Source organism: Isoptericola sp. NPDC058082, from assembly GCF_042885055.1.
Classification (GTDB): Bacteria; Actinomycetota; Actinomycetes; order Actinomycetales; family Cellulomonadaceae; genus Isoptericola.
Window position 1 is genome coordinate 64,384 of record NZ_JBHVSQ010000007.1, and the last position, 15,371, is coordinate 79,754.

The following is a 15,371-nucleotide window of genomic DNA, read 5'->3' on the forward strand; positions in this document are numbered from 1 at the left end:
ACGACGATGGTGGACATCCTGCACAGGATCGGGACGACGACCGCGACGCCCCAGGAGCTGTACGACGCGCTGACGACCGTGGACGGTCTCGCCGGCTGGTGGACCGAGGAGACGACCGGCGACGCCGGCCTCGGCGGGAAGATCGAGTTCCGCTTCCCCGACGGCGGGTTCGTGATGGAGGTCGAGGAGCTGCGACCGCGCGAGCGCGTGGTGTGGCGCGTCGTCGGCGGCCCGGACGAGTGGGTCGGCACGACGGTCGAGTGGGACCTGCGCCAGGACGGCGACTGGACGATCCTGCTGTTCGCGCACCGCGGCTGGCGCGAGCCCGTCGAGTTCATGCACCACTGCAGCACCAAGTGGGCCACGTTCCTGCAGAGCCTCAAGGCCCTGGTCGAGGGCGGCGACGCCGCGCCGTCGCCCCGGGACGTGAAGATCGACAACTGGAACTGAGGCCGCGTCGGGAGCCGTCCCCGACCGGCGGCCATACTGGGCGGATGGTCGGGAGCGGGGTGCGCGAGGCGCTTGGCATGGTGCGCCGCGACCTGCTCACCCTGGCCCCGCAGCCGATGCCGCCGATGCGCGGCCCGCGGGCCCTGCGCCGGCTGCCGCACGGGGCGATCGTCGCGGTGGCGGCGTTCGCGGCGGTCACGGCCACCGAGGACGTCCCGACGCGGGTCGTCGCGGTGCTCCACGTGGCCCTGCTCGTCGTTGCGCTGTGGTGGCCGCTGCCCGCGTGGTGGCTGTCGCTGGCGACGCTCCCGGTGGTCGCGCTCGTGCCGTCGTTCGCCACCTACGTGGGGTGGGCGTGGGCGGTGCATGCCGGGCTGCTCTTCCTGGTGGCGCTGCGCAACCCCTGGCGGGTGACCCTCGAGACCGTCGGCCTGAGCCTCGTGATGCTGGGCGTCCTGCTGGCGGCAGGAGAGATGGGCCCGTGGCGCTTCACGCTCATCGTGCTGGCGATGTTCGCCGCCGCGGTGGCCGCCGCGGCGGGGGCGCGCGGCACGCGGGAGGTCCGCTCCCGGCTCGCGGAGCAGGAGGTCGCCCTCGCGCAGGAGCGCGCGGCGCGCACCGTGCTGGAGGAGCGCACCCGCATCGCCCGCGAGCTGCACGACGTCGTCGCGCACCACATGTCCGTCATCGCGATCCAGGCGGACGCCGCCCCCCACCGGGTGCCGGCCCCGCCCGAGGAGCTGGTCGGCGCGTTCGGCGACATCCGCGCGGGCGCGCTGTCCGGGCTGACCGAGCTGCGGCGCATCCTCGGGGTGCTGCGCTCCGAGGAACGCCCCGACGCGGGGTCTCCCGACGCCCCGCAGCCCACCCTGGACGGCCTCGACGAGCTGGTCGCCGGGGTACGGGCGGCCGGGCTCGACGTCACGACCGCGGTCTCCGGCGCCCGCCGCCGGCTGCCCGACGGCGTGGAGCTGTCGGCGTACCGGATCGTGCAGGAGGCGCTGAGCAACACGCTGCGCCACGCCCCCGGCGCGGCGGCGCGGGTGCAGCTGGACTACGCCCCGGACGTCCTGCGCCTGCGGGTGGTCAACAGCCCCGGCAGCCGCCCGGCGACCGCGTTCCCGGGCGCCGGGCACGGGATCCCGGGCATGCGCGAGCGGGCCGCCATGCTCGGCGGGGACCTGACCGCGGGCCCGACGCCCGACGGCGGCTACGAGGTTGCCGCCCGGCTCGCGGCGCCGACCAGTGAGGAGCGTCCCGCATGACGATCCGGGTGGTGATCGCCGACGACCAGGCGATGGTGCGCGAGGCGTTCTCGGTGCTCCTGGGCGTGCAGCCGGACGTCGAGGTGGTCGCGACGGCAGCCGACGGTGCGGAGGCGGTGGCCCGCGCGCGGGAGCTGCGGCCCGACGTGGTCGTCATGGACATCCGGATGCCGGGGACGAACGGCATCGAGGCCACCCGCCAGATCGTGGGCGACCCCGACCTGGCCGCGAAGATCCTCGTGCTGACCACGTTCGACCTCGACGAGTACGTGTACGAGGCCCTGCGCGCCGGCGCCAGCGGCTTCCTCCTCAAGGAGGCGTCGGGGGCGCAGCTCGCCGATGCGGTGCGCGTCGTGGCCGCGGGCGACGCACTGCTGTCCCCGGAGATCACCCGGCGGCTCATCACGGAGTTCTCGCGGCTGAGCGGCCCGGGCCGGCCCGTGCCCGGCGCGCGGGTCGAGGCGCTCACCGGCCGCGAGACCGAGGTGCTGACGTGCGTGGCCCAGGGGCTGTCGAACGCCGAGATCGCCGCCGAGCTCGTCGTCGCCGAGCAGACGGTCAAGACGCACGTGGGCAGCATCCTGGCGAAGCTGCAGCTGCGGGACCGCACGCAGGCGGCCGTCTACGCCTACGAGTCGGGCCTCGTCGCCCCGGGACGCACGGCACCTCGGACACCCCCTACCTGAGAGCCAGGCCGGAAGTTGGCTCCGTGGCGGGAGGTGGGAGCGGGTACCCCGTTCCTAGCGTCGTGGCATGACCTCCTCCGTGACCTACCCCGTCCTGACCCCGCCCGCACCGCGCGCCCGCCGCGACCCCGACCGCCGGCGGTCGCGGCCCGTCCGGGTCCTGCGGACCCTGAGCGCCCTCGTGGCGTCGGTCCTCGCCTTCCTCGCCGTCGCGATCGTCCTCGGGGCGTACGTCCCCGCCATCCCGAGGATCGGGGTGATCGGGCCCGTGCTCGGCGGGCAGTACCCGTTCCACGTCGCGATGCTGGCGGTGCTCGCCGCCGCCCTCGCGGCCCTCGCCTGGCTCGGCGGCACGGTGCGCTGGGGCCGGACGGTCGCGGCGGTCGCCGCGGCGTCCGCCGTCGGGGCGCTCGCGATCGGGGGCGTCCAGCTTCAGACCGCGCAAGACGCCGGAGCCGACGTCTCCTGGGGTTCGGTCCTCTCCGAGGTCGGCTATCCCGACGTGGTGGCCGACGACACCACGACCTTCGCGAGCCCCGACGGCGAGCCGCTCGACGTCGACGTCTACGTGCCTGACAGCACGCCGGGCACCACGGTTCCGGCCGTGGTCCTGGCCCACGCGGGCGGCTTCCACACCTTCGACAAGAGCGACCTGCGCGGCACCGGCCGCTGGCTCGCCGACCACGGCGTGGCAGTCTTCGCCGTCGACTACCGCCTGGCCCGCGCCGACCGGCCGACCTGGGACAAGGCGCCGCAGGACCTCGCCTCGGCGCTGGCCTGGGTGCGGGAGCACGCCGACGAGTACGGCGTCGACCCGGCGCAGGTCTCCCTCGGCGGGATGTCAGCGGGCGGCACGCTCGCGCTGGACGCTGCCTACCGCCTCCAGGAGGGCACCCTCGCCGCCGCCGACGGTGCCGCCGTCGAGCCCCCGGCGTCGGTGGTCGGCTTCTACCCCGGCACCGACGTCGCCCGGATGTGGGCGGACGACGTGGCCGGTACCCGGGAGGCCGCCGAGCTGTTCACCGGCGGCACGCCGCAGGAGCACCCCGACCGCTACCGCGAGGTGTCCCCGACCAGCCACGTCGGCCCCGGCCTGCCCCGCACCCTCCTGGTGGTCGGCGACCGCGACCGCAGCGCCCGGCCGGGGACCGTCATCGACCTCGGCGGTGCCCTCGCCGAGCAGGGGGTCGACACCCAGGTCGAGGTGCTGCCGTTCGCGGAGCACGCGTTCGACGACGCCTACGGCAGTCTCACCTCGCAGACCAGCCGTCAGCTGCTGCTCGACTTCTTCACCGAAGACGCGGCGACGTCGCGCGGCTGACCGCCCGCTTGACGTGGGCGCGGGTGGCAGCGAACGCCGCCGCCATCTCGCGCGCCTGGCCCGGGTACTCCGCGTGCCCGGCGGAGTGCACCGCCAGCTCCAGCTCCGCCCCGGTCCCGGCGCGCTCGGCGGCGGAGACGCCGGCCGCCACGCCGAACTGCCCGGGCGGCGGCACGTGCGCGTCCCACAGGGCGCACTCCACGCGGGTCGGCACCCGCAGGTACGTCGCCGCGACGGACGCGTCGGTGAGCGCGAGGACCGCGCGGGCCTCCGGGTGCTCCGCCACGTACGCGCGCTGCGCCTCGCCGCTGCCGGTGCACGGCACGGCGAGGCGCTCGTCGTACTGGCCGAAGCTCGGCACCTCCAGCGTGGCGCCCACGAACCGGTCGTCCCACGGCACGGCCAGCGCGCCGACGCCGCCGCCGAAGCTGGTCCCCGCGTAGTACAGGGGAAGGTCGGCCGGCACGCCCGGGACGTGGGTCAGCGCCTCCTGCAGCGCGGTCGCGGCGTGCCACAGGTCGACGGCGCAGCGGCCGAGCACGTACGTCTCGACGTCCTCGATCCCGGCGAGCACGTGCGCGGTGCTCACGTCCGGCGCCCCGACCCCGGCGTTGAGCGTCCCGAGCCCTCGCGCGACGGGGAAGATCACCGCCGCGTCGTGCGGCACCCGCTCGAACGACGGCGCCTCGCGCCCGCCGTACCCGTGGCCGTGCACGATCCCCACCCGGACCGGGCCGTCCACGGGGAGCGCCAGCCACGCGCGCAGGCGCAGGCCGCCGTCGGCGGTGAACGTCACCACGGAGAGCTCGTGCGCCCCATGTCGGCCCGCCGGCTCGGCCACGACGTCGGCGGGGACCCCGCGCGCCGCGGCGTGCCACGACCGCCACAGGTCGGCGAAGCCGTCCGGCTCGGCGGCGGGCGGCACGGCCCGCAGGCCGGCCTCGTCGTACCCGTAGGTGCCGTCGATCGGGCTGCCCGGGAACCAGGCGTCGTAGGGGGCGGGCAGGGTCACGGGAGCTCCAGGTTCTCGAGGTCCGGGGGAACGGGCGGCACGCTGCGTGACAGACTGTGCCGCGGGTCGAAAGGGGAGCGGGTGCTCGTCGCAGAACGCAGGTCGCGGATCGTGGCCGAGGTGCGCCGCCGGGGCGCCGCGAGCGTCACGGAGCTGGCGCAGGAGCTGGGCGTCAGCGCGATGACGGTGCGCCGGGACATCGAGGCGCTCGCGGACGCGGGCGAGCTCGACCGGGTGCGCGGCGGGGCCACCACCCGCGGGGACGCGGGCGCCGTGCAGGAGCACGGGTTCGCCTCGCGGGTGCAGCAGCAGGTCGGGGCCAAGCGGGCCATCGCCCGCCGCGCCGCGCAGCTCGTGGAGCCCGGCATGGCCGTGGGGCTCTCGGGCGGCACGACGGCGTGGGTGCTCGCCCAGGAGCTGCGCTCCGTCCCGGACCTCACCGTGGTGACCAACTCGCTGCCGGTCGCGGAGGTGTTCCGCCGCCCCGACCGTTCCGACGAGCCGTACACGCAGTCCGTGGTGCTGACCGGCGGGGTGCGCACGCCGTCCGACGCGCTCGTGGGCCCCGTCGCGGTCCGGTCGCTGGAGCACCTGCACCTCGACCTCGCGTTCCTCGGCGTGCACGGCGTCGACCTGCACGCGGGCCTCACGACGCCCAACCTGCTGGAGGCGGAGACGGACCGCGCGCTGCTGGCCGCGGGCCAGGACGCCGTCGTGCTCGCCGACCACACCAAGTGGGGCGTCGTCGGCCTCACGACGATCGTCGACCTGCACGAGGTGGAGCACCTCGTCACGGACGACGGCCTGGACGACGACGCGCGCGAGCTGCTGGAGGCGCACGTGGGCGAGCTCTGGGTGGTTCCGGTCGACTGACCGCCGTGCCCCGGCACGCTGTCGGGCGGCGCCACCCGTCAGCGGGCGGTGCTCGCGCGCGGCACGACGCGCGCGTCCACGACCACGTGCTGCACCGGCAGGTTGGCACCCGGCGGGGTGGCGATCTGCCGCTCCAGCTCGCTCAGCGCGCGCTCGACGAGGGCCTCCTTGTCGGGGGAGACGGACGTGAGCGACGGCGTCGCGAACTGCGCGCCGCGCACGTCGTCGATCCCGACGACGGCGACGTCGTCGGGGACGCGCCGCCCGGCCTCGTGCAGGGCGGGCAGCGCCCCGAACGCGACCGAGTCGTTGGAGCAGACGATGCCGTCGAGCTCGACGCCACGCTCCAGCAGGTCGCGGACGGCGCGCCGCCCCTCGGCGGGGGTGAACGACTCGACCTGGGCGACGAGCGCGGGGTCGTCCGCGATCCCGAGCGCGGCGACGGCCTCGCGGTAGCCGGCGTACCGGCGGTCGGCGGCGTCCGAGGGGCGCGCGTCCCGCGGGCCGACGAACGCGACCCGCCGGCACCCGACCGACGCCAGGTGCTCGGTGGCGGCGTACGACGCGGCCCGGTTGTCGATCGTCACGTGCGTGAAGGGGCTGACGAGGATGTGCTCGCCGAGCAGCACCAACGGCCCGGGGGAGGTGCGGCGCGTCAGGTCGGCCACGGAGAGGGCGCGGGGGATGTGGATGAGCCCGTCGGTCGGGGGCAGCCCGATGCCGTTGGCGACGTCCACCTCGCGCTCGTGGTCGCCCGCGGTCTGCTGGATGAGGATCGACAGCCCGCGCTCGTCGGCGCGCCGCACGAGCAGCGCCGTGAGCTCGGCGAAGTACGGCTCCTCGAGGTCCGGCACGGCGAGCGCCACGATGCCGGTGCGCTCCTTCCTGTGCACGGCGGTCAGCGTAGCCCGGTCCGCCGTCCGGGACACCGTCGCGACGCTGCGCGCGGTGCGGGCGAGTCCTGCATGGGGCACGGTCACTCCTGCACGCGCAGCGCGACCACGCGGGCCTGCGCCGAGCCGTTCGTGGCGCGGACGACGAGCCGCGCGGCCCGCAGCGCGCCGAGGTCGTCGGGCAGCGGGTGGGTGCGCAGGCGCCACCGGTTGTCGGTCTCGTCGGCCACCGTCACCCAGTCGCCCCCGTCCGCCGGCAGCACCTCGACCCGGTAGTCCTTGACCAGGGTCGGCATGATCTCGTCGGGCGTGCGGTGATGGTGCAGGGTGTTCAGCTCGACGTCGAGGTCGTCGTCGAGCACGAGGCGGACCTCGCGCGCGGTCACCGGCTCGTCCCAGTCGAGGCGCAGCCACTCGTCGCGGCCCGCCACCATCGGCGAGGACGCCCAGAGGTTCGGGCCGCCGTGGTTGCGGTGGTAGCCGCTCGTCGCACGCTCCGGCGCGAGCGCCCGGGTGTCCGGGCCGGCGCGGAACACGACGGACCGCCCGCGCAGCGGCTTGGTGGGCCACTGCACCAGCAGCTCCTCGGAGCTGATCTGCACGTTCTGGTCATCGTTGTCGACGCGGTGCACCAGCGTGAGCACCCCGGCCGGCAGCGGGGAGGTGAGGCGGACGGCGACGTCCGGGTTGGCGCGCAGCACGACGACGGCGTTCTGCGGCACGTCGGGGGCGAACGGCACGTGCGCCGTGACCCAGCGCTCGTCCCCCGCGGGCACGACGACGTCGGTCTTGGCCTCCAGGTGGGCGGGCACCACGTTCTGCGGCTTGCCGGTGGAGAACACCTCGACCGACAGCGTCGTGTCGCGGCGGGCGGAGACGAGCAGCTCGACCGTGTCGAGGCGCGGGTCCACGGGCAGCACGATGCCGAGGTCGACGTCGAGGTCGTAGACGTCGTACGCGTCGTAGGGGTCGCCGTCGCTGGGCTCGGCGACGGGCGCGGCGACCCGCGTCGTCGTGCTGGACGCGGTGACCCGGGCGCGGCGGGCGAGGTCGTGCGGGTCGGTGTTGGCGATGCCGACGGCGGGCGCGTCCCAGCGCAGCAGCGTCTGGCGCAGCTCGTCGAGGTGGTCGGTGTAGATCCCGCGCGGGGTGGTGCCGTGCTCCACGCACAGGGCCGCCGCCGTGCCCGCGGCCTGGCCCATCGCGCCGCACGTCGCCATGACGCGCGCGGCGCCGAAGGCGATGTGCGTGGCGGACACGTCGCGACCCGCGAACAGCATGTTCTCCACGTTCACGGAGTACAGGGAGCGGTAGGGGATCTCGAAGACGCCCTCGGAGAACCGTTGCAGCGCGCCCGCGCCCTCGGCGTACATGCCCTGGGCGGGGTGCAGGTCGATGGACCAGCCGCCGAACGCGACGCCGTCCTCGAAGACGGTCTGGTCGACGACGTCGCCCTGGTGCAGCGTGTAGTCGCCGATCAGGCGGCGGTACTCGCGCTTGCCCGGCACGTTGCCGATCCACTCGAGCGTGAGGTTGTCGGCGTCGAACTTGCCGGAGTTCTTGATGTAGTCCCAGATACCGAGGATCACGCCGCGCAGCTCGTCGCGGATGCGCTCGTTGTCGTCGACGATGTCGAGCTCGCCGCCCCACTCGATCCACCAGTAGTGGGCGCCCGAGTCGCCGCTGCGGATCACGCGGTTCATCGGGATGGGCGTGGTGGTGATGTCGATCGCGGTCTCCGGCGCCACGTACTTCACCGGGTGGCCGAGGTCCTTGGTGTAGAAGAGCAGCGTGGAGCCGAGGAACTCGCGCACCGGCTCCGGCGGCGCCCACTCCTCCCCGAACTCCGCCTGGGACTCCTTGCCGAGCCGGTACCTGGCGCCCGCCAGGTGCCCGACCAGGCCGTCACCGGTGCAGTCGAGGAAGACCGGCGCGGTGAACGTCGTGAGGATCTCCGAGCCCATCGTCCAGCCCGTGACGGACTCGATGCGGCGCGCGTCGTCGGGGCCGGTCGCGGCGACGTCGCGCACGTCCGTGTTGAGGAACAGCCGGATGTTCTTCTCCCGGCGGACGGTGTCCAGCACGACGTCGTCCCAGTAGACCGGGTTGCCCTCCGGGTTGCGGTACTGGTTCTCGACGTACATCTCGCCGACGATCCCGGTCTCCCGGGCCCAGCGCTGGTTGCCGTGCGCGGTGGCGCCGCACACCCACACCCGCACCTCGGAGGAGGAGTTGCCGCCCAGCACGGGCCGGTTGTTCACCAGCACCACCTGGCGGCCCAGCCGCGCGGCGGCGACCGCCGCGCTGACGCCGGCGAGCCCTCCTCCGACGACGACGACGTCCGCCTCGACGGTCTGCGTGCGCATGATCTCTCAGTCCTCAATCCGGTGGTTGTGCTGGTCGAACGCTGTGCTTCTGGTGGTGCAGGGGTGGGTGTGCGGCGCGGGGCACGGGCGTCAGCCCGCGGCCAGCACCTCGATCTCGAAGACCCGGGCGACGTCGGTCTCGGACGCCGACGGGTCGGTGGCGACCAGGCGGACCTGGTCGGCCGTGACGCCGGGGGTGGGGACGGTGACGGTGCCCGACGTGCTGCCGGTGACGGAGCCGACCTCGACCCAGCCCGAGGCGGTGTGCAGCTCGACCGTGAAGTCGCGCAGCACCGCCGAGGCCGGGTCGACGGCGGCGCGGTAGCCGCTGTGCACCCGGACCGAGGCCACCGGGGCGGCGTCGTCCCACGCGACGGTGAGCGTGGGGGTGGCGTCGTCCGCGGCGGAGATCCAGCGGCTGGCGTCGGTGAGGAGGCCGTCCACGGCCTTGTCGCCGCCCGTGTCGGCGCGCAGCGCGGACGACGCCGTGACGGTGCCGCCGAGGGCGAGGTTGCCGGTGGGCCCCGGGGTGCCCGGGTCGCCGCCGTCCTCGCCGCCGTCGTCGCCGCGGACCCCCGCCACGACGTCCGCGATCGGGCTGCCGACCAGCGGCCCGCCCGTGCGGGGCACGCGGGCGTGGAACAGCGTGCCCGACGTCGGCCCCGACTCGGCGGCGCTCACGTACAGCACGTCCGTGCCCGACGAAGGGCCGGTGCGGATCGTGCGCGCGGCGAGGCGCTGCTGCCCCACCTGCACGTCGCCGAGCCCGGCGAAGCGCCACTGCCCGCCGGCCGGCCCGCGCTCCGCGCGGACCACCTGCGTGCGGACCTGGCCGTCGACCGTGCCCTGCACGACGGCGTACGCCCGGGTGGTCCCCGCCGCGGAGGTGGCGTCGAGCGCGGCCACGGTGTCGGTCCCGGCTCCCAGGTCGTCGGCGTCGATCACGGTCTCCCGCTGCCAGGCGGAACCGTCCCACTGCGCGAACCGCACGTCGAAGCGGTCCGGCGTGCCCTCGGCCTTCGCCGCGGCGTAGCGGTAGACGACGCCGGCGAGCGTGTCGCCGTGCACGGCCAGCTTGGCGGTCTGCACCGTCGGGCCGTCCGTCTGGAGCGACTCGCCGTCGGCGAACGGCTGGTAGACCACGGCGCCGCCCGCGGACGGGGCGATCGGCGTGCTCAGGGCTTTGCCCGCGGCGTCGTGCCACGAGTCGTCCTTCGGGTCGTAGACCGCGTAGGAGCCCAGGTGCCGGTACGGGCCGGCGGCCCAGCGGTGCCACTCCCACAGCATGTGCAGGCGCCCGTCCGTGCCGACCTCCAGGTCGTCCGGGTAGACCGACGCGCCCGTGCCCGAGGCGAAGACCGCCACCCGCGACCAGGTGCCCGCCGCGGTGTCGAAGCGGTACAGGCGGCCGTCGCGCACGGTGGCCTCGTCCCGGCCGCCGCGCACCATGACGTACGCGTCGCCGTCGGCGCCGCGTGCCGTGACCGGGTAGGTCATGGGGACGCCCTGGTCGGGCAGGTCGGCGCTCGCGTCGACCAGCGACGTGACGTCGCCCGGCGTCGTCGAGCGGTAGTACTGCCACGGCACGTGGTGCATCGACACGAACGCGTGGATCGTGCCCTCGCCGTCCACGACGATCGACGGCTGGTCGTGCCCGCTGTCGTCGAGGAACGTCGCGCAGGACCCGTCGTCGGCGCGCAGGCAGCCGACGGTCCACGCGCCGTCGGCGCCCTTCGCCGCGACGTGCACCTCGTGGCGCGCGGCGTCCGCGGCGGGGGAGTCGAACGCCATGTAGGTGACGCCGTCCACCACGTCGAGCGGCGTCCACCAGCCTGCGTTGTTGGAGCGGTCCACCGGGTAGGGGAGCTGCTCGATCGTCTCGGCGTGCTTCGACGCCGACGCCGGCGCGGCTGCCGGGGCCCCCGCCGCCGAGGCGGCGAGGGACGTGCCGGCGACCAGGGCGAGCGCCGCCGACGCGAGGGCGACCCCGCGGGCGGTCCGGCGGCCCATCAGCCGACCAGCTTCTGCGCTGCCTCGCCGGCCTTCTTCATGGCCGTCTTCGCGTCGGTCTTGCCGACCAGCACGGCCTGCACCTGCTCGGCGATGACCGTCTCGACCTGCGAGTACGCGGTGAACTTCCAGAACGGGTTGCTCGTCGACGTCGCGGTGATGCGCTCGTTGAACAGCGACCCGAAGGTGTCGGCGGCGACGACGTCGGACTGCTGCGCCTCCGTGGTGACGGGGGGCAGGCCGCGCACCTCGTAGTCGGCGAGCACCGTGTCGAGGTCGGACGTCGCGAACTGGGCGAAGTCGGCGGCGGTCCCGGCGCCCTCGCCGTCGACGACGGCGATCGCGCCGCCCCACACCAGCGCGCGGGGGGTCTCGCCCGCCGTGAGCACCGGGCGGGACAGCGGCGTCAGCTTGCTGCCGAGGTCCTTGTCGGGCGACTCCTCCTGGACGGCGTTGCGGCCGACGGGGGCGTCGTCGTAGATCGCGGCGCGGCCCTGCGCGAACAGGGAACGCGCGTCGAAGCGGTCGACGTCGGCGGCGATGAGCTTCTGGTCGTACAGCGACTTGTACCAGGTCACGGCCTCGACGGACGCGTCGTCGCCGATGGTGACGGTGTCGCCGTCGACGAGCGGGCTGCCGAACGTCTCCATCCAGATGAGGATGTCCTTGAGCTGGGCCGCCTTGGTGGACGCGGCGTAGGGGATCAGCCCGCCGCCGAGGCCCTTGAGGTCCTTGAGCGCCTTCTCGAACTCGTCGACCGTCGCCGGGAAGGCGTCGGGGTCGATGTCCGCCTTCTGCAGGATCTCGGAGTTCGCGACGAGGCCGATGGCGCCGATGGTCCACGGCAGGCCGTACTGCACGCCGTCGAACTGGGCCGCCGACAGCGCCGCGTCGGTGTAGCCGCGACCCTCGGTCAGCGCCGACAGGTCCTGCAGCTTGCCCATGGCGGCGAGCGAGCCGAGCCACGCGACGTCGACGTGCGCCGCGCCGGTGAACTGGCCACCCTTCACCTGCAGCGTGAGCTGGTTGATGTACTCGTTGTAGGGGAACGAGACGTCCTTCACGGTGACGCCGGCCTGGTCCTGGTAGGCCTTGACGATCGCCTCGAGGGCCGGGGCCGCGGCCTCCTCGGTGAACGACCACGACGAGAACGCGAAGTCCGTCTTCGCGCCGCCGGTCGCGGCGGCCGACGCGGCGCTGCCGGTCGCGGAGCCGGCGGACGGCGCGCAGGCGGCGAGGGCGGCGGTGCCGGCGCCGATGCCGAGCAGCTGGAGCACGCGACGTCGCGACATGGCGCTCTGGGGAAGGGTGAGAGACATGGGGGTCCTCCGCATCGAGGGTCGTTCGGGGTGGGGAAGGTGGGTGGAGACGACGGGCGTCGCGGGCTCGGTCAGCCCTTGACGGCGCCGGCGGTGAGGCCGCCGACGAGGTACTTCTGCAGGGCGATGAACGCGATGGCGACCGGGAGCGAGACGACGAGCGACGCCGCCATGAGCTCCGGCCACGCCGTCGAGGCCTCGCCGATGAACGTGTTGACCAGGCCGGGCGGCAGGGTCTGCTTCTCCGGGCCGGCGAGGGTGAGGGCGAAGACGAAGTCGTTCCACCCGCGGACGAAGGCGAACAGCCCCGCGGCGATGAGGCCCGGCGCGGCCAGCGGCAGCACGATCGAGTGGATGATCCGCAGCCGGGAGGCGCCGTCGACCCGCGCCGCCTCGATGAGCTCGTCGGGGATGGTGTCGAAGAAGCCCTTGAGCATCCACACGCACAGCGGCAGCGTGAACGTGGTGAAGCTCAGCACCAGCGCGGTGTACGTGTTCAGCAGGTTGTAGGCGCTGAACACGCTGTAGAGCGTGACCAGCAGCAGCGCCTGCGGGAACATCTGCGACGCCAGCACCAGGTACATGAGCGAGCGACGGCCGCGGTAGCGGAACTTGGAGAACGAGTAGCCCATGTACGCCGAGACGAGCACCGACAGCACTGCGGTGATCACCGAGACGATGACGCTGTTGCGCAGGTAGCCGAACAGCTGGTCGTTCGAGGCGAGCGAGGTGAACGCGTCCAGCGTCGGCGCCGACGGGAAGAACTTCGGCGGGTAGCTGAACACCTGGTCGCGCGGCGTGAGCGACGTGGCGAGCAGCCAGTACACCGGCAGCAGGCCGAACCCGCCGCAGACGACGACCGTGGCCCAGGCGGCGATCCGCACGCCGGGGCGCTCCGACCGCAGCGCGCCGCGGCGGAGGCGCTGCGGCGGGCGGGGCGCGTCGTCGGCCGGGGAGGACGCCGACGGTGGGGTGGGCGCGGCGGGGAGCTGCGTCGTCGCGCTCATCGCTCCTCTCCCTTCTCCGAGAAGCGGACGTACACGACGACGAGCGCCATGAGCAGGACCATCCACAGCAGGCCGAGCGCGCCGGCCTTGCCGAGGTCGTAGCCCTGGAAGGCGGTCTCGTACACGGCGGTGGCGAACGTCTGGGTGGCACCCGCGGGGCCGCCGCCGGTGAGGACGTAGATGATGTCGAAGTGCTGGAAGTTCCAGATGAACTCCAGCAGCAGCACCAGGCCGACGATGCCCTTGAGGTGGGGCAGCGTGATGGAGAAGAACCGGCGCACGGTGCCCGCACCGTCCATCTCGGCGGCCTCGTGCAGCTCGACCGGCACGGTCTGGAGGCCGGCCAGGAGCATGACCATCATCCAGGGGAACGACTGCCAGGTCTTCGCGAGGATCACGGCGCCCATCGCGGTGCCCGGCTGGGCGAGCCACGCCTGCGGCTCGTCCACGAGGCCGACCGTCTGGAGCAGCGCGTTCATCACGCCGTAGTTGGCGTTGAAGATCCACATCCACAGGAACGAGACGACGACGCCGGGCACGAGCCAGGGGATGAGCATGAGGCCGCGCAGCACCTTGGCGCCGCGGATCCTCGTGTTCAGCGCCAGCGCGAGGGCGAAGCCGACCACGAACGGCAGGATCGTGGTGCCGAGCGTGAAGACGAGCGTCTGGCGCAGCAGCCGCAGGAAGTCGCCCTGCAGCACGTCCACGAGGTTCTGCAGCCCGACGAACGTGCGTCCGGGCAGCACGAGGCTCTGCTCGAAGAACGCCGTGACCAGTGCCGCGATGAGCGGGTAGAGCACGACGCCGGCCAGCAGAGCGACGCCCGGCAGGAGCAGCAGGACGGCGAACTGTCCGTCGCTGAGCCGTCGTGGTGTCGTCTGTGAGTTTCTGTGTTCAAGAGTGTGAGTTTGTGAACTCGTCATGTCCACGTCCCTGTGGGTCAACCTCGGCAACGAGGGTGATGAGCTGGTGTCCGCGACACACTCTGGCCGATCTTGGCCGATCTGGTCAAACTCCTGCGGTCTCGGTGCGGTAACAACTTGGCCCGCGAGTGAACAGATCAGAACACAACATCACACAACAGTGAACACGCGAGAGGCCGCCGAGCCCGACGTGGGTCGGGCTCGGCGGCCTCTGGGCGGGGGCGCTGCGGGTGCGCTCAGGCGGTGAAGGGCAGCTGCTCGGGCCGCGCCTCGTGCCGCAACGGCTCGCCGGCGGCCCACCGGTCGACCTCGTCCGCGGCGGCGTGGCCCAGCCGGGCCTCCTCGGTGCCCAGCGAGCCGGCGACGTGCGGGGTGAGGAAGACGTTGCCCAGGCCCAGCAGCGGGTGCCCCGCCGGCAGCGGCTCGGGCTCGGTGACGTCGAGGACGGCGAACAGGTCCGGCCGGTCCGCGAGCGTGCGGGCCAGCTCGTCGTGGTCGACCAGCCCGCCGCGCGCGGTGTTGACCAGGGTGGCGGACGGCGCGAGCAGGCCGAGCTCGTCGGCGCCCAGCATGCCGCGCGTGCCGTCCGTGAGCGGGGCGTGCACGGAGACGACGTCGCTCGCCGCGAGCAGCTCGGGCAGGCCGACCGGTTCCACGCCCGCCCGGCGCGCGTCGTCGGCGTCGTAGTACGGGTCGTGCACCAGCACGCGCACGTCGAGCGGGTGCAGGGCCTCGGCGACGAGGCGCGCGATGAGCCCGAACCCGACCAGGCCGACCGTGGCGCCGTCGAGGCCGCGGATCCCGTCGCGCCCCGGCATCGCGTGCTCCCGGGCGGCCGTGAGGCCGAGCCGGAGCGCGTTCTTCACCGCCAGGTGCACCATCGACACGGTGAAGTCCGCGACGGCGCGCGCGTTGGCGTGCGCCGCCGACGTGACCCGGACCCCGCGTGCCCACACCTCCGGCGTGACCATGCCGCGCACCGAGCCGGCCGCGTGCGCCACGAGCTCCAGGCGCGGCAGCCGGTCGAGCAGCGCGGCGTCCAGCTCCGCGGCGCCCCACCCCGTGACGAGCACGCGCGCGGCGGCGAGCGCGGCGTCGTCGCCGGCCCCGAGGTCGACGACCGGGCCGTGGGCGGCCAGCCGGTCGCGCACCGCGGGGTCGAGCACGGAGCCCGCCCACTCCTCGCCGACGGCGGTGAGGATCGTCGTGGCAGGGGCGGCAGGCGGCGTCGGCATGGTCTGACCTT

Annotated in this window: 13 protein-coding genes; 5 read left to right on the top strand and 8 right to left on the bottom strand. The window is 74.1% G+C overall.

Annotated elements, in window-relative coordinates; genetic code table 11:
* Positions 1–6 precede the first annotated feature (6 nt).
* From ACFVS0_RS11550 to ACFVS0_RS11565, 4 genes are all read left to right on the top strand, one after another.
* Positions 7–450: an SRPBCC domain-containing protein gene (locus tag ACFVS0_RS11550; RefSeq protein ID WP_430563451.1), complete on the top strand. Its 444-nt coding sequence runs from the start codon at positions 7–9 to the stop codon at positions 448–450.
* A gap of 44 nt (positions 451–494) precedes the next feature.
* Positions 495–1,715, top strand: coding sequence for a sensor histidine kinase (locus tag ACFVS0_RS11555; protein ID WP_430563450.1), 1,221 nt, complete (start codon positions 495–497; stop codon positions 1,713–1,715).
* Positions 1,712–2,401: a response regulator gene (locus ACFVS0_RS11560; protein WP_430563449.1), complete on the top strand. Its 690-nt coding sequence runs from the start codon at positions 1,712–1,714 to the stop codon at positions 2,399–2,401. The genes ACFVS0_RS11555 and ACFVS0_RS11560 overlap by 4 nt, the downstream gene beginning before the upstream one ends.
* 67 nt (positions 2,402–2,468) lie before the next feature.
* Positions 2,469–3,722, top strand: coding sequence for an alpha/beta hydrolase (locus tag ACFVS0_RS11565; protein ID WP_430588045.1), 1,254 nt, complete (start codon positions 2,469–2,471; stop codon positions 3,720–3,722).
* On the opposite strand, the gene ACFVS0_RS11570 is transcribed toward ACFVS0_RS11565, so the two are convergent.
* Positions 3,691–4,734, bottom strand: a complete 1,044-nt coding sequence (locus tag ACFVS0_RS11570) for an acetylxylan esterase (protein ID WP_430588046.1) — start codon at positions 4,732–4,734, stop codon at positions 3,691–3,693. The genes ACFVS0_RS11565 and ACFVS0_RS11570 overlap by 32 nt on opposite strands.
* Positions 4,735–4,815: 81 nt before the next feature.
* Here ACFVS0_RS11570 and ACFVS0_RS11575 point away from each other — a divergent pair, with 81 nt between their 5' ends.
* Positions 4,816–5,607: a DeoR/GlpR family DNA-binding transcription regulator gene (locus ACFVS0_RS11575; protein WP_430588047.1), complete on the top strand. Its 792-nt coding sequence runs from the start codon at positions 4,816–4,818 to the stop codon at positions 5,605–5,607.
* A 38-nt stretch (positions 5,608–5,645) separates the two neighbouring features.
* Here the strand turns inward: ACFVS0_RS11575 and ACFVS0_RS11580 are convergent, their stop codons facing one another.
* From ACFVS0_RS11580 to ACFVS0_RS11610, 7 genes are all read right to left on the bottom strand, one after another.
* Complete coding sequence (locus ACFVS0_RS11580; RefSeq protein WP_430588048.1) at positions 5,646–6,500, bottom strand: LacI family DNA-binding transcriptional regulator; 855 nt, start codon at positions 6,498–6,500, stop codon at positions 5,646–5,648.
* 83 nt (positions 6,501–6,583) lie between these two features.
* Entirely contained in the window at positions 6,584–8,866 is a 2,283-nt protein-coding gene (locus ACFVS0_RS11585) for an FAD-dependent oxidoreductase (RefSeq protein ID WP_430588049.1), read from the bottom strand.
* Between the two features lie 90 nt (positions 8,867–8,956).
* Positions 8,957–10,876 (bottom strand): BNR-4 repeat-containing protein, encoded by a 1,920-nt coding sequence (locus tag ACFVS0_RS11590; RefSeq protein WP_430588050.1) that lies wholly within the window; start codon positions 10,874–10,876, stop codon positions 8,957–8,959.
* Positions 10,876–12,195: an extracellular solute-binding protein gene (locus ACFVS0_RS11595; RefSeq protein ID WP_430551574.1), complete on the bottom strand. Its 1,320-nt coding sequence runs from the start codon at positions 12,193–12,195 to the stop codon at positions 10,876–10,878. The genes ACFVS0_RS11590 and ACFVS0_RS11595 overlap by 1 nt, the downstream gene beginning before the upstream one ends.
* A 71-nt stretch (positions 12,196–12,266) precedes the next feature.
* A complete protein-coding gene (locus tag ACFVS0_RS11600; protein ID WP_430588051.1) occupies positions 12,267–13,202 on the bottom strand; it encodes a carbohydrate ABC transporter permease in 936 nt (311 codons plus the stop codon).
* Entirely contained in the window at positions 13,199–14,125 is a 927-nt protein-coding gene (locus ACFVS0_RS11605; protein ID WP_430563441.1) for a carbohydrate ABC transporter permease, read from the bottom strand. Before ACFVS0_RS11605 ends, ACFVS0_RS11600 begins: the two co-directional genes overlap by 4 nt.
* Before the next feature lie 236 nt (positions 14,126–14,361).
* Complete coding sequence (locus tag ACFVS0_RS11610) at positions 14,362–15,360, bottom strand: hydroxyacid dehydrogenase (RefSeq protein WP_430588052.1); 999 nt, start codon at positions 15,358–15,360, stop codon at positions 14,362–14,364.
* Positions 15,361–15,371 lie beyond the last annotated feature (11 nt).

Excerpts from the sequence above, each read along its gene's own strand:
- ACFVS0_RS11550 (WP_430563451.1), top strand. The coding sequence starts at position 7 with ATGGTGGACATCCTGCACAGGATCGGGACGACGACCGCGACGCCCCAG.
- ACFVS0_RS11555 (WP_430563450.1), top strand. The coding sequence starts at position 495 with ATGGTCGGGAGCGGGGTGCGCGAGGCGCTTGGCATGGTGCGCCGCGAC.
- ACFVS0_RS11560 (WP_430563449.1), top strand. The coding sequence starts at position 1,712 with ATGACGATCCGGGTGGTGATCGCCGACGACCAGGCGATGGTGCGCGAG.
- ACFVS0_RS11565 (WP_430588045.1), top strand. The coding sequence starts at position 2,469 with ATGACCTCCTCCGTGACCTACCCCGTCCTGACCCCGCCCGCACCGCGC.
- ACFVS0_RS11585 (WP_430588049.1), bottom strand. The coding sequence starts at position 8,866 with ATGCGCACGCAGACCGTCGAGGCGGACGTCGTCGTCGTCGGAGGAGGG.
- ACFVS0_RS11590 (WP_430588050.1), bottom strand. The coding sequence starts at position 10,876 with ATGGGCCGCCGGACCGCCCGCGGGGTCGCCCTCGCGTCGGCGGCGCTC.
- ACFVS0_RS11595 (WP_430551574.1), bottom strand. The coding sequence starts at position 12,195 with ATGTCTCTCACCCTTCCCCAGAGCGCCATGTCGCGACGTCGCGTGCTC.
- ACFVS0_RS11600 (WP_430588051.1), bottom strand. The coding sequence starts at position 13,202 with ATGAGCGCGACGACGCAGCTCCCCGCCGCGCCCACCCCACCGTCGGCG.
- ACFVS0_RS11605 (WP_430563441.1), bottom strand. The coding sequence starts at position 14,125 with ATGACGAGTTCACAAACTCACACTCTTGAACACAGAAACTCACAGACG.
- ACFVS0_RS11610 (WP_430588052.1), bottom strand. The coding sequence starts at position 15,360 with ATGCCGACGCCGCCTGCCGCCCCTGCCACGACGATCCTCACCGCCGTC.